Raw genomic sequence first — 13,260 nt, 5'->3', positions numbered from 1 at the left:
AATAAACAGTTAATAATGATAAAAAAAATATTTTTCTGCGCGTTTTGGGTTTTTGCCCAAACTTTTTTGCTTTTCGGGCAGGTAAAAACAACCTTCAAAACGGGTAAAATACCACCCCTGAAAAACCAGTCTGAAAGCCTGTTTTTGGCAGGTAATTTTAACGGCTGGAACCCGGCCGACAGTGCCTGGAAATTGCTCCCCGATGGCATTGGTGGCTACCGGCTTTTAAAAGCAATGCCTAAGGGGATTTATAACTACAAAATAACACGGGGGAGCTGGGATAAAGTGGAATGCACTGCAACCGGCAAGCCTGCTGATAACCGCAGCCTTATAGTTACCGGCGATACCATTGTAGTTTTAGATGTTGCCGCCTGGCAGGATAATTTTGCCCCGGCTGAAAAGAAACATACGACCACCGCCCGGGTGCATATCATTAGCGATAAATTTGAGATACCTCAACTGAACAGGCAGCGCCGCATTTGGATTTACCTGCCCGAAAATTATACTTCATCAAAAAAAAGGTACCCGGTTATTTATATGCACGACGGGCAAAACCTTTTTGATGATTACACCAGTGGTTACGGAGAGTGGGGTATTGACGAATTGATGGATAAAGTATCGCCACAAAAGCAGTGTATTATAGTAGGAATTGATCATGGCGGCGATTCCAGGATCACCGAGTATGATCCTCATGATTCAAAGTATGGCAAAGGGCGGGGTGACGATTATGTAGAGTTCCTGGCAAAAACGTTGAAACCCTACATTGATACACATTATAAAACCATGGCTGATGCAAAAAATACCACAATAGCCGGTAGTTCGATGGGTGGGCTGATATCAATGTATGCCGCATTAAAATATCCGCGTGTATTTGGCAATGCCGGCATATTTTCGCCCGCTTTTTGGATAGCCCCCCAAATTTACGATCTGGCCAAACAAAAAACCATCAGCCATAAAACCCGTTTTTATTTTGTTTGCGGCGATGCCGAAAGTGAAGACATGGTTGCCGATATGCAAAAAATGGCCTCGATCATAAAGAATAATGGGGCTAAGCCCGAAAACGCCCCGGTAACCATCATCAAAGGAGCCAGCCATAATGAAAAGCAATGGAACGGAGATTGGCCAGGATTTTATAATTGGCTAATGCAGTCGGAAAGTTTGGAAGTCTGGAAAGTCCGAAAGTAGCCTCAGATCTGAGCTTAGGGATATCAGGCAATTTTTGTTTTTTTAAAACCGCGACATTGTACCTGCCCGACATTTATTATCTTTCGGACTTTACCGACTTACGGACTTTCCGATTAACAAATGACTATCGAAGAAATATTAAAACAGTACTGGAACCATGATCATTTCAGGCCGATGCAGGCCGAGATCATCAAGTCTGTTTTATTGGGTCATGATACGCTGGCTTTGCTGTCTACAGGTGGGGGTAAATCTGTTTGTTTCCAGGTGCCTGGGTTGGCTAAAGAGGGGGTATGCATCGTCATATCACCGCTGATTGCCCTGATGAAAGACCAGGTTGAAAACTTAAAAGATAAGGGAATTAATGCCGTAGCCATCGTGTCTGGAATGGGCCGGCGCGAGATTGACCTGGCGTTGGATAACTGCATTTATGGCACGGTTAAATTTTTATACCTCTCGCCCGAGCGTTTACTGTCAGAACTGGTACAGGAGCGGATAAAATACATGAAGGTGAACCTGATAGCGGTTGACGAAGCGCACTGTATCTCGCAATGGGGCTATGATTTTCGCCCCCCATACCTGCACATAGCCGATTTGCGCCAATTACATCCCAATGTGCCTGTGCTTGCCCTTACCGCAACAGCCACGGCTGATGTTAAAAATGACATCCAGGATAAACTGCAATTTAAAAATCCGGTTATTTATCAGCAAAGTTTTGAGCGTAGTAACATCAGCTACGTTGTTCAGGATGCCGAAAATAAATTCAGGCGGATGCTGGATATTGCCAAAGGGGTTAAAGGCAGCGGCATCGTATATGTGCGCAGCCGTAAAGATGCTGCAGAAATTGCCAAATATTATAATGAAAACGGTATCAAAGCCGATTTTTACCACGCCGGCCTACCTATGGACGAGCGTGCCGAACGCCAGGAAAGCTGGAAAAATAACCGCACGCGGGTAATTGTAGCCACCAATGCATTTGGGATGGGTATTGACAAACCCGACGTTCGGTTTGTTATTCATAAAGATATGCCCGAAAGCCTGGAAGCTTATTACCAGGAAGCCGGCAGGGGAGGCCGTGACGGGCAAAAGGCTTATGGCGTGTTGCTATACACCCATGCCGACAGGCTGCGGCAGGAGAAGTTGTTTGAGCTTAACTTTCCTACGGTTGATGAAATAAAACATGTTTACCACTGCCTTGCCAACTATTACCAACTTGCTTATGAAGCAGGCGAGGGGCTTAGCTTTGACCTTGACCTGGGCGAATTTTGCAGCCGTTTTAAGTTGGATGCCATCAAAACACTAAACGCCCTTAAGTTTTTGGAAAAAGACGAATACCTGTCGTTCAACGAGAGCGTTTTCCTGCCATCCCGGTTCAGGTTCGAGGTAGTTAACGAGGTGCTTTACAACTTCCAGATCCAGAATGCCGGCTGGGACCCGTTTATTAAAACGTTGTTGCGGTCATATGGGGGGGCGTTTGAAAACTATGTTAAAATCAAAGAGTATGACCTGTCAAGGCGTACTACATTAAGCGTTCAGCAGGTTGTTGAAGGGTTGTTGCAGCTACAGCAGTTTGGCTTAATTAGCTATCTTCAGCAAACAGATAAACCACAGGTTACTTATTTAAAAGCGCGGCAGCAATCAAACAGGTTGTTTATCAACAAAAACTACATCCAGGAGCGTAAGGAAACCTACCGCCAAAAAATGGAGGCAGTTTTTGCGTATGCTGTTCATAAACAGTGCCGCAGCCAAATGTTACTGGCTTATTTTGATGAGCCCAACGCCCGCAAATGCGGCATCTGCGATGTTTGCCTCGACGAAAAGCGCCACAAAAACGAAGATGAACTTTTTGATAACATTACCAACGAGGTTGTACAACTGCTCAGCATCTCAACCCCCGATATCGGTACATTGATAACCACCATCAACATAGGTACCGAAAAAGATAAAATGGAAACCATCCGCCTGCTGCTTGATGCCGGCAAAATAAAAACCGACGGCGAGAAGTATTATCTTTAATTGGTTCGGAGGTCTGAGGCCGGGATTCTGAGGTCTGAAGCCTCAGCCCCGATGGACGAGTGTGGTTTCGTTGCGAGGTAACGGAGCGAAATCGATACTTATGGTCTATATACTCCATCTCAGGTATCCCGAGCTTCGTTCCCGAACATTGTAACCCGATCCCAGTCCTCCGACCACAGATTCCAGTCCTCAGATCCTCCAAATTCACCGTATAAATTATACGCTTCACCGACAAAAAACCTGCATACAACTAATACACCGGAAACAGCTGTAACGATTTTTATTGGAGATCGTCATATAGGTGTATTTAAAAAACAACAAAAATAATTACTTGACAATCAAAATATTAATACCATGAAAACTAACTTAATAGCCATTTTTACAGTAATAGTTACCGTATTGGGCATCACAAATTCAACTTACGCATCTGTAGATAATAATAACAATAAAGGCGTAGTTTTAACCGATATCAGCAGCATCAATAAAATAGAAGTTTACGGTAACGTACAGGTATACGTTACTACCGGGACAGCCGACCAGGTAAAGGTTTACAACCAATATTATGCCGAAAGCGCTTTGGTACAATCACAAAAAGGTGTATTGAGGATTTCATCATACAAAACCGAAAAACTGGTGGTTTGGGTTACTGCAAAAGAGCTTTCCTCAATAACCGCTTATGATAATGCCGAAATAAAATCATTTGGAAACTTATCATCTATCGAGCTTGATGTTAAATTGTACAACAATGCGTCTGCCGATTTAAAATTAGATGCCTTCAGCGCCAGTGTTACCATGAATGATCATGCAAAAGCAAATTTAAGCGGCAATGTAACCGAATATAGCCAGGTACGTAACATAGCATCAAGTGTTAACCGCACTTACCTGGTGACTGAAAATGCAACCGATAAATTAACCGGTGCACCAGCCAAAGCCGCCGAATATGCAGGTATATAATCGTTCACTGGTTCACTTTGGTTCATTAGTTCACTGGTTCATTAGTTCATTGGTCTTGCCTGCCTGTTGCATAAAGACTTAGCCAGCCACCTCGCAAGGGTGGCTGTTTTTGTAGGTATTAGACGTTTGTCTGCCTGTCGTCGTATTATGCTCCCCCGCCCGAAAGCTTTTTGCCCGCTATGCCCGCGTTCCATGAACCATGAACCATGAACCATGAACCATGAACCATGAACCATGAACCATGAACCATGAACCATGAACCATGAACCATGAACCATGAACCAATGAAATGTGCTAAAAAATCGTATATTTGCGTAATAACGGAAAATTATAGCTATTTCCCGATAGCCGCCACTGTCAATTTTTATTGATCAGGGTTCATTTTTATCCCCGCTGATACCGTTGCTGCCCGGAATTTAATTAATGAGATCCTCTTCATTTTGTGCCGATACCGAACTTTTGTTCCGTTGATCAGATTGATACAGTTGTAAACCGGGAAATGCACATTGTTTAACTAAATTTTAATAAACATGGCTAAATCGCAGGCAACATTCATGAAAAAACAACTCGAAAAAAATCGTCAGAAGAAAAAAGAAGATAAAGAACAACGTAAACTGGAGCGCCAGCAAAACGGCGGCGGCAGCGACCTGGACAGTATGATGGCCTACGTTAACGAGTTTGGCGAAATTGTATCTACTCCCCCCGAAAAAAAAGGATAACCCATCCGCTTTACAATATTATGTAGTGTAACACAATGAATGTTTACACTACATAAAAAATTGTAATGTTTTAGCTATAGAAAGCCTCAATTTACCCCTTGTAATTGGTAGCTTTACGCTATGATCAACAAAAGCCAGCTAAAAGTGATTATGGGCGTTGGGCTGGTTTTATTTGCTACGGGTATTATAATGCGCAGGTACTTTCCGTTACTGCATCCTCAATTGGCTTTTGTGATCAGTAGCTGCAGCCCTGCTATATTGACGGTTGGTTTTTTAAATCTGTGGCGAATAAGGCGGTCTGCCCGCAAAAATGTTTCAAAGCACTGAAAAATCTGCATTTTTTAAATTGAACCTTTTTAGTTTTCAATTGTCGTACCTAAAAAATACCGACGATTAAACTGCCATGAAAATAAACTTTTACTTACTGGTTTCTATTGCTTTGCTGGCATCCTGTTCTGGTAGCAATAACACAGCCGATAACGATACAACAATTTCAATACTTTCGCCGGCCGATACGCAATTGGGCAGTGCGCCAAATGCCCCGGCTGTAAACATGCGATATTGTTTTTTTTATACTGATGGTGCCCGGGCCCAGGATACAACCGAGGTAAGTATATTCATAAACGGCAATAAAGTTACCGGCGATATGTATTGGATACCAAAGCAGAAAGATGCCCGGAAGGGAACTTTAACGGGTACGCTTGCGGGTAACGCTATTAAGGCCGTATGGAATTATACCCAGGAGGGAAGTACCGACACAATGGCCGTTGAATTTCAACTACGCGGGAACGCGCTGGCGCAAAAGCCTTATCAATACGATGCCAAAACCGGCAGGCAGCAAACCAATAACGCGGCTGCCTATACCGTAATTTACAATATGAAAAATTGCAAGTAATTATTTAATTTAGATAAAATTATCACCATTAAAAAATGAAAACCAGGGACACCAGCATACTTTATCTTGTATTGGGATTATATACCCTCATGATCAGTTGGTATTATAACCATTCGCTGATTTTGTTGCTTATCCATTACCTTATCTGGCCGGTTTACCTGGTTTACGAATTGCTGATTGGCCACCTTGCCCACGGGCTTTGGCGTACAATTCCGCTATCGTATTTTAATTAGTATAGCTGTCGAAATATTTTTTACTATTTATGCCCGGTTAACAGCCGGACATTTTTTGTTTTAAATTAGCTATCAGGTGGCATAGGAACGCCCGGCCCGGTTGTTACCACGCAACGCTGGTTTATCAAACCTTTTCAACAACAACTGCTGTGCCGTATGCCAATACTTCGGTAATGCCCTGCATTACTTCGTTTGCGTCGTAACGCATGTTGATAATGGCATTTGCGCCAATGGCTTGGGCATGCTGTATCAAAAGCTGGTAGGCTTCTTCACGGGCGTTTTCGCAAAGCTCGACATAAATTGAAAGCCGGCCGCCAAAAAGCGACTGAAAACCACCGGCAATATTGCCCAGCGCGCTGCGGCTGCGTACGGTAATACCACGTACAACACCTAAATGTTTAACTATCCGGTAACCATCTAATCCGGTACTGGTTGTAATAAGCGAAGTATCCATTGTTTTATTTAGTTTATGTTGATTAGAGCGCAGGCAAGGCCAAATGTTACAACAATGGCTGCTTACCGGTATTTACACAAGTACGAACATTGAACGTGCGTTTTTACCTTGAATTTTATATTGGCCTCAACTTCAAATGATTGACCCGGTATGTAAGTTTGCCATTCATCTTCGCCAGGTAACAGTACATCCAGCCCGCCTTCAATAACGGTCATGGTTTCGTGGCTCGATGTGCCAAATTCATACTCGCCTTTTTCCATTACGCCGATAGTGCTTTTGCCTTCTGCGCTGGTATAGCCCAGTGATTTTACCGTGCCCTCAAAATATTCGTTTACGTGAATCATATTTTTTAAATTAAGCGCCTAATATGCCTAAATAAAATCATTTGTTTTAATAAATGCCGGCCTTAAATAATTCAGGGTAAAACTGCCGAATGTTAAAATATGTGAAAAAATTAACTTTGGTTGTAATTATTAATCTGCAAAGAGCGTTATTTGCATAAAATCTGCAAGGCGCATAGTTTGCACAAAATTTATATATGAGGAAAATTCAACTTATTGTTCTGTTACTTATATCGGCTATCTACTTCCAAGGCTGTAAAAAAGACGTTGTTACTTCTGCTTCTACCACATCTGATAAAATACTTGCTGCAAATATTAATGGTGTTGAATGGTACCCGGATACGGTTAACGCACGGATTACTTTTAACAGTACTACAAAAGTTAAAACCTTTTCGGTAATTGGTACTGCCGATTCAAAGCGGGTTATCTTTAATATAAATGTGCCCAACAGCACAAATACCAATAGTTTTCCTTTAGCAACTTACAAAGTAGACGGCACGGGAAAATTAAACATGACTTATTACACCCAACAAAGAAACGATGCTGGCGAATATGTATTTGTACAAACCGGCACTGTTGAACCGGGCTCCGGATTGGCTACCATAACTGCAATTGATACGGTTGCCAAAGTAATTACCGGAACGTATTCGTTTACCTCAAAAAAGGTTAATCTTAATCCTGATGGAAGCTATCAATCCATAGAAATATCGCAGATACTTTTAGGCACCTTCGATAAATTACCATATCAATTAGGAGATGGCAATTTATAGCCGGGCATAGCCAGGTATTTTGCAAAATATTAAAGCCCTCTGTTGAAAAACAGAGGGCTTTGTTTTTATATCCATTTTTTAGCTAAAGTCAAAACCGCCCTTTCCGGGCTACAACTAAACTACCAGGTGTTAAGCTGGTTTTGTAGGCGAGGGAGTTGTAGGCATAGGTGTGGGCGTAGGACTTGGGTTTGGCGTAGGTGCGGGGTTTGGAGTCGGGGTTGGGCTCGGAGTGGGTGTAGGGCTCGGATTTGGCACAGGTGCAGGTGTTGGCGATGGAACAGGTGCCGGGTCAGTAGGTGTTGGTGTTGGTGTTGGTGTTGGCGACGGTACAGGTGCAGGGGTTGGCGCCGGAGCAGGTGTTTTTGGCGTCTTTTTCTTTTTACCTGGTATAGTATCGGTTACCATACCTTTTTTTGCGATGATTCCGTTGTCGCCGGTACCATTAATGGCCGTATGATTGGCGGCAAAAACTACCGAACATGCAAATGATAATGCTACAGCTGCTGCTGTTAACTTTAAATTTTTCATAATAATTTATTTTAAATTAATAAATTAACTTAAATGATAACAGTGCCAATAAGTTTTAGTTTTCATTAATTGCGATAACTCTTTTTTTGAACAAGAAAACTACCAGCATTTTTAGTCATCAGCGACTGCGAAAGTGTGCCGCTCAACATTAGCGTTTTGCTAAAACAATATATTGCGTTAACGCTTTATGGTTTTGTATGGCATCTTCAAACAAGTCTATTTATGCTGCGCTGGCGGCAAATTTGCTTATCGCTTTAACCAAATTTATGGCAGGCTTTTTTAGTAACAGTGCCGCTATGGTAGCCGAGGGGGTACACTCTGTGGTTGACACCGCCAACCAGGTATTATTGTTGTTTGGTTTGCACCAAAGCCGCAAAAAGCCCGATGCAAAGCATCCTTTTGGCTATGGTAAGGAGTTGTATTTTTATTCGTTCATCGTGTCGATACTCATATTTGGGCTGGGCGGGGGCGTTTCCATATACCAGGGTATTGCCCATATCATCACGCCCGAAGTTCCGGGTAACCCAACCTGGAATTACGCGGTATTGGGCATGTCGGTAATATTCGAGGGTTCATCGTTGTTAATAGCGGCCAAAGAGTTTAACAAACTGCGTGGCGAGCTTTCGTGGTGGCAGGCTATTGTCAAGAGTAAAGATCCATCAACTTTTTTGGTGCTGTTTGAAGATAGCGCGGCCGTTATAGGCCTGGTTATCGTAGCTGTTTGTATGTTTATCGGTCATACTTATCACATTAATTATCTTGATGGCCTGGCCTCATTGCTGGTTGGATTGGTGCTCATATTTGTTTCTATCATACTGGCGCGCGAAAGCCGCAGTTTGCTCATGGGCGAGGGGATAGGCGCAAGCACTAAAAAACACATCATCGAAATTGTAGAGCAGGATCAGGACGTTTTAAAGCTCATGCACCTCATGTCAACCTATCAATCGCCTACCGAGGTTTTGCTCATGCTAATCATTTCGTTTAAAAGTAACCTGGATACCGCGGGCATTAATAATGCTATTATTCGCATCCGCAACCGGGTAAAAGATGAGTATAGCCTCATTCACTTTGTTATTATCCAACCAGATACCTTTATGGAAAAAGTAAGCCCCAATATGCAGTTGTACGTTTAATTGGTAATTGTAAAATAAACATCCTCCATATCTGAAAAAATAGCTAATATGCAGTGCTAAACTTATTATCATGAATTATAACCAGCCCGCAACAGCTACCCCTAAAAACGCTTTAAAAACAACATCAATTATACACCTGGCCTTAATAACGGGGCAGGTATTGTTTATGATAGTGGCTTATATAACCAATAAAAACATCAAATACTTTGATTATAAAGACAGCAGGGACGACGTGTTTTTTTACATTGTGCCCTTAATGGCTATTGTATGTACGGTGATTGGCGGTTTTTTGTTTAACCAGCAATTGGGTAAATTCCATCAGCAGGCCGCCGGTACCAGTAAAACGCTATCAGAAAAACTAAAAGCATATCAATCGGCCTTAATTATAAGATACGCGCTGCTGGAAGGCCCCTCGTTGTTCGGTATAGTTTGTTTTTTAATAACAGGTAACCTGTTTTATTTACTCATCTCGGCATGTTTAATAATTACCATGATCAGTTTAAGGCCATCGGTTAATGCCACCGAAGCTTACCTTCAATTAAGCTACGATGAAACGCAGCAATTACGCTGATGTTTGTTCAAAGTCGGAAAGTCCGGAAGTTAAGGCTTCCGACGGATCACTTCTGACTTTGACCTAAGGCTTTCAACTCCAGTTTGCCTTCTCATCTTTCCGACTTCCGGACTTCCCGACTTCAGACTAAGCATTATCCATACTAATGATCTGGGCTTTATAAGCTACCGGAAGGAGGGCATTGCGTAAAAAGGTTTCCACTTTAAGCATTCTTAAAAACTTATACGCCCATATCACCGGTAAAAGCCAGGGCAGTTTTCCTAAGGGAAGATGCATGCCTACCAATGGTGGTACCACCAGCAGTTGCGCCTGTTTTAACACCGTGTAACGGGAAGCGCCGAGGTGTTTTTTATATTGACGGTATAAATCCAAAGTCAATTCGCCACAAACCAGGTTATGTTGTAAGTGTTCCTCGCGCATATCCAGGTATTCAAAGTAGTTTTTTGGTAGGCCGGTAAGCCCCATGCGCTGGCCTACCCGGTTAAAAACCATAAACGTTTGGCCCTTTTCGGCCTGGGTTAGTTTGCGCTCCAATAGTTCATATGAACGGATAGACAGATCAATTAACAAGAACAACACATCGCGATACGCCCAATCCGGGATTTGTGCGCCGCGGCTGTTTTCTACACCTTTGTGAATGGCCGTTATCCTGTCAATAGCTTTTAAAGCCGATTCCTGGCCCGAAAAAATGATCTGCCTTGAATATTCAACGGTCGAAAATAACCGTCCAAGCGGGTCGGCAGGCAGGCGGCCGGTAAAGTACAGCCAGTCAACAGCTTTGTTTAAGGCAAATTCGGCTGCCGCTCCCGCGAAAATAAACAGGATGGTATCGGCCTTACCCCAAATTTTCCTAACTATTGATTCCTCGCTTACAAAATATTCCATTCTTTAAATCTTGTAAAGTACTTTGTGTTGCAAAGTAATAAATATTATTTGAATTTGCAACTGATGGTTTTACACTATCCATGACACGCTGAGGTTTTACATAAGCATTCGGTTGAACGTCGGCTAAGACTCACCCTGTCGAGGCTATGCCCGACCACCGTCTCTCCGGCTGCGCCGCAAAGAGGGTAAACCCCTTTTTTTATTTTGATTTGCCCCTCTATGCGCGAAGCGGAGTGAGGGGTGACGAGCGTAGCGATGTCGGGGTGAGTCGACTCGCCGACATGCGATATACGTCGTTCTCCTTCCGAGTCTCGCCGAATTTTACAGTTCAGAAAAAAACGTTACAGATATGTTGCAAAAAAAGATTAACGGATATTTTATGAATTCAAAAAACTTTGCGCCATTGTTCTCTGCGCGTTGAAAATCACACATTGCAATTGGTATATTTAACCATGCAAAAATCCGAACTTCAAAAAATGCTGGATGGCGACCTGTACGATGCCAGCGATGTCGAACTGATTGCCGGCCGCTCAAAAGCACGCCAGCTGTTTACTCGTTACAATGCGCTTGATTATGACGATAAACAGGGCAAGCGTGCCATTTTAAAAGAGTTGCTGGGTGGGTTTACCAATGCCATTGATATCCAATCGCCTTTTTACTGCGATTATGGCTTTAATATTTTTGCCGGCGATAACCTATTCCTGAATTTTAACTGCATTATACTGGATTGTGCGCGAGTAACTTTAGGTGATAACGTTTTTATGGCGCCCAATGTACAGTTGTATACCGCTTATCATCCGGTTATCGCTTCCGAACGGATAAAAGGCCCCGAGTACACTGCGCCTATAACCATAGGCAATAACGTATGGCTTGGCGGCGGTGTAATTGTTTGCCCCGGTGTTACCATAGGCGATAATACCACCATTGGTGCCGGCAGCGTGGTAATCAAAGATATTCCGGCTAACGTAGTGGCGGTTGGGAATCCGTGCAAGGTGATAAGGGATTTATAGCGAAGTGTATGTCTGATTTTTTTACACAATTTTTCTGCGATCAAAATTCTGCGATCAAAATAAAGCTTATTCTGTTGTTATAGAAGATGACGGGAAAGTAGCATACGCTTATTTGATGTTTTATGATCGAATTATAGGGGATTTGTGGCTTTATAATAATGCAATAGCCCCTGAAAATATCAATTGGGAACAACAAGATTTACCTTTTTTGAATCCAAATTATTTTTTGAAGGCAGGTATAAATATAGCCCCTATTGTAAACCGGCGGGAACTATTGTGCCAATGGACGATGGATTCCAATGGTAAGGAATTGCTGAAAGTGGATATAATAATAAAAAAGGTGTTAACAGGCAGACTCAAGCCCGGCGATATGCCCGGATATTCAACCCTGGTGAAGATGGACGGGCCACTGGCAAAAGTTTTGACTGAGGTAAGTTATTAGTCACTTGTTCGGTTTAACAATTAACACTTAACCGTCTTCTTCTTCGTCCCCGGTTTGCGCCTTGCGCGCGACTTTTGAATATAATCCACTGCAACCGGTACCTTACATGCGGTTCCGTTTTGATCCACGAATACAGTTCCTATTTTATTGCCCGTTGCGATAGCCTCATTCATTAATGCGTCTACATAAGTTCCCAGGCTGATGATAAACCCGTTCATGGTCGATCGTACCCGGTTTGGCGATGAATGGATAGTTTGCTCAACACGATTTAGCAACTCCCTCAATACACCCAAATCCAGTTCGCTATCCGGTTTAAATGAAACAATATTGCTTAAGGTAGACCAGCCCGCGGCGGCAACGTGCTCCCTGCTGTCGTTTATCCATTCCTGGGCCAGTTCAAATCCATATTGGCCTTCTGTAGCTACCCAGGGTACCGTATATTCGCTAATGTTGTTGGATATGGCCTCATTAACCCAGGTTTGCAGGTCGACCCTGGTCATTTTAGCATCGTCGGCAATCAGGCCGGCAAGGTACATGGCATCGGCGTTACCGGTGGCATACAAATTTTTAGCCAACTGGTAATCTTTTTTAACCTTTTTTTGGATGGTTTTTAAATACTCAACCTTCACCCCAAAAAACGGCTCTTTAACCCCATGTTTTAACAGGATATTTTTGATGCCCTGGTTGCCATTAGCCTGCAGGTAGGTCATGATTTCGGCTACGTTCATTTTATCAATATTTATGTATAAAATTATACTATTTCCTGGTTTTTCTAAGTAGAATCTTCATACAATACGGAGAAATTGTGTTTGAACTTTTTACTCGATGTAATAGCATTTTTTTAATGCAGAGATAGGTAGCCTCTACGAGGCAAAAAAGAGATTTCAGAAAAAAAATGCTACAAACAGGTAGCCTCTACGAGGCAAAATGACACCCTAATAATAAATACGCTTGCCTCGTAGAGGCCACCCGTTTGTAGCAAGAAGTAAAAAAATATTTTGCCTCGTAGAGGCTACCCATCGTCCGATAAGCAAACTTTTAAAGACGATTGCTATGTAGTAAACGCCTATTATTCTTTAACGCTCCCACGCGTTTTTAAGAAAAACGGATTAATGTAAAGCCCGGCT

The 13,260-nt window shown here is 42.7% G+C and carries 17 protein-coding genes; 12 read left to right on the top strand and 5 right to left on the bottom strand.

Annotated elements, in window-relative coordinates; genetic code table 11:
• Positions 1-15: 15 nt before the first annotated feature.
• From BMX56_RS22905 to BMX56_RS22875, 7 genes are all read left to right on the top strand, one after another.
• Entirely contained in the window at positions 16-1,185 is a 1,170-nt protein-coding gene (locus tag BMX56_RS22905) for an alpha/beta hydrolase (RefSeq protein ID WP_218152473.1), read from the top strand.
• Positions 1,186-1,305: 120 nt separating this feature from the next.
• On the top strand, positions 1,306-3,198 hold the full coding sequence (locus BMX56_RS22900; protein ID WP_090652018.1) for a RecQ family ATP-dependent DNA helicase: 1,893 nt from the start codon (positions 1,306-1,308) through the stop codon (positions 3,196-3,198).
• Between the two features lie 354 nt (positions 3,199-3,552).
• Positions 3,553-4,152, top strand: coding sequence for a GIN domain-containing protein (locus BMX56_RS22895; RefSeq protein ID WP_090652017.1), 600 nt, complete (start codon positions 3,553-3,555; stop codon positions 4,150-4,152).
• A gap of 530 nt (positions 4,153-4,682) precedes the next feature.
• Positions 4,683-4,871: a hypothetical protein gene (locus tag BMX56_RS22890; RefSeq protein ID WP_090652016.1), complete on the top strand. Its 189-nt coding sequence runs from the start codon at positions 4,683-4,685 to the stop codon at positions 4,869-4,871.
• Between the two features lie 120 nt (positions 4,872-4,991).
• Positions 4,992-5,198: a hypothetical protein gene (locus tag BMX56_RS22885; RefSeq protein WP_090652015.1), complete on the top strand. Its 207-nt coding sequence runs from the start codon at positions 4,992-4,994 to the stop codon at positions 5,196-5,198.
• Positions 5,199-5,274: 76 nt separating this feature from the next.
• On the top strand, positions 5,275-5,766 hold the full coding sequence (locus BMX56_RS22880; RefSeq protein WP_090652014.1) for a hypothetical protein: 492 nt from the start codon (positions 5,275-5,277) through the stop codon (positions 5,764-5,766).
• Positions 5,767-5,801: 35 nt separating this feature from the next.
• A complete protein-coding gene (locus BMX56_RS22875) occupies positions 5,802-5,999 on the top strand; it encodes a hypothetical protein (protein WP_090652013.1) in 198 nt (65 codons plus the stop codon).
• A gap of 124 nt (positions 6,000-6,123) precedes the next feature.
• On the opposite strand, the gene BMX56_RS22870 is transcribed toward BMX56_RS22875, so the two are convergent.
• Positions 6,124-6,453, bottom strand: coding sequence for a YbjQ family protein (locus tag BMX56_RS22870; RefSeq protein WP_090652012.1), 330 nt, complete (start codon positions 6,451-6,453; stop codon positions 6,124-6,126).
• A gap of 62 nt (positions 6,454-6,515) precedes the next feature.
• Positions 6,516-6,797 (bottom strand): pyrimidine/purine nucleoside phosphorylase, encoded by a 282-nt coding sequence (locus BMX56_RS22865; protein WP_090652011.1) that lies wholly within the window; start codon positions 6,795-6,797, stop codon positions 6,516-6,518.
• Positions 6,798-6,991: 194 nt separating this feature from the next.
• Between BMX56_RS22865 and BMX56_RS22860 the strand changes: the two genes are divergently transcribed.
• Positions 6,992-7,564 carry a hypothetical protein gene (locus BMX56_RS22860; RefSeq protein ID WP_090652010.1) on the top strand — a complete coding sequence of 191 codons (573 nt, stop codon included), beginning with the start codon at positions 6,992-6,994 and terminating at the stop codon, positions 7,562-7,564.
• A 129-nt stretch (positions 7,565-7,693) separates the two neighbouring features.
• On the opposite strand, the gene BMX56_RS30245 is transcribed toward BMX56_RS22860, so the two are convergent.
• Complete coding sequence (locus BMX56_RS30245) at positions 7,694-8,092, bottom strand: hypothetical protein (RefSeq protein ID WP_177183888.1); 399 nt, start codon at positions 8,090-8,092, stop codon at positions 7,694-7,696.
• Between the two features lie 197 nt (positions 8,093-8,289).
• On the opposite strand from BMX56_RS30245, the gene BMX56_RS22850 reads away from it, so the two are divergent.
• Entirely contained in the window at positions 8,290-9,225 is a 936-nt protein-coding gene (locus tag BMX56_RS22850; RefSeq protein ID WP_090652009.1) for a cation diffusion facilitator family transporter, read from the top strand.
• A 70-nt stretch (positions 9,226-9,295) separates the two neighbouring features.
• Positions 9,296-9,796, top strand: coding sequence for a hypothetical protein (locus BMX56_RS22845; protein WP_090652008.1), 501 nt, complete (start codon positions 9,296-9,298; stop codon positions 9,794-9,796).
• Positions 9,797-9,922: 126 nt separating this feature from the next.
• Here the strand turns inward: BMX56_RS22845 and BMX56_RS22840 are convergent, their stop codons facing one another.
• The gene (locus tag BMX56_RS22840) at positions 9,923-10,681 is read right to left on the bottom strand and encodes an oxygenase MpaB family protein (RefSeq protein WP_090652007.1); all 759 of its coding nucleotides are present in this window, start codon (positions 10,679-10,681) and stop codon (positions 9,923-9,925) included.
• 452 nt (positions 10,682-11,133) lie between these two features.
• On the opposite strand from BMX56_RS22840, the gene BMX56_RS22835 reads away from it, so the two are divergent.
• Positions 11,134-11,691: a sugar O-acetyltransferase gene (locus tag BMX56_RS22835; RefSeq protein WP_090652006.1), complete on the top strand. Its 558-nt coding sequence runs from the start codon at positions 11,134-11,136 to the stop codon at positions 11,689-11,691.
• A gap of 208 nt (positions 11,692-11,899) precedes the next feature.
• Positions 11,900-12,133, top strand: coding sequence for a hypothetical protein (locus BMX56_RS22830; protein WP_143065511.1), 234 nt, complete (start codon positions 11,900-11,902; stop codon positions 12,131-12,133).
• 20 nt (positions 12,134-12,153) lie between these two features.
• Here the strand turns inward: BMX56_RS22830 and BMX56_RS22825 are convergent, their stop codons facing one another.
• On the bottom strand, positions 12,154-12,861 hold the full coding sequence (locus BMX56_RS22825) for a DNA alkylation repair protein (RefSeq protein ID WP_090652004.1): 708 nt from the start codon (positions 12,859-12,861) through the stop codon (positions 12,154-12,156).
• Positions 12,862-13,260 lie beyond the last annotated feature (399 nt).

Origin of the sequence: Mucilaginibacter sp. OK283, from assembly GCF_900110415.1 — a bacterium.
Taxonomy (GTDB): domain Bacteria; phylum Bacteroidota; class Bacteroidia; order Sphingobacteriales; family Sphingobacteriaceae; genus Mucilaginibacter.
The sequence above is the reverse complement of the archived record's forward strand: the minus strand, read 5'-3'. Positions and strand labels throughout refer to the sequence as shown.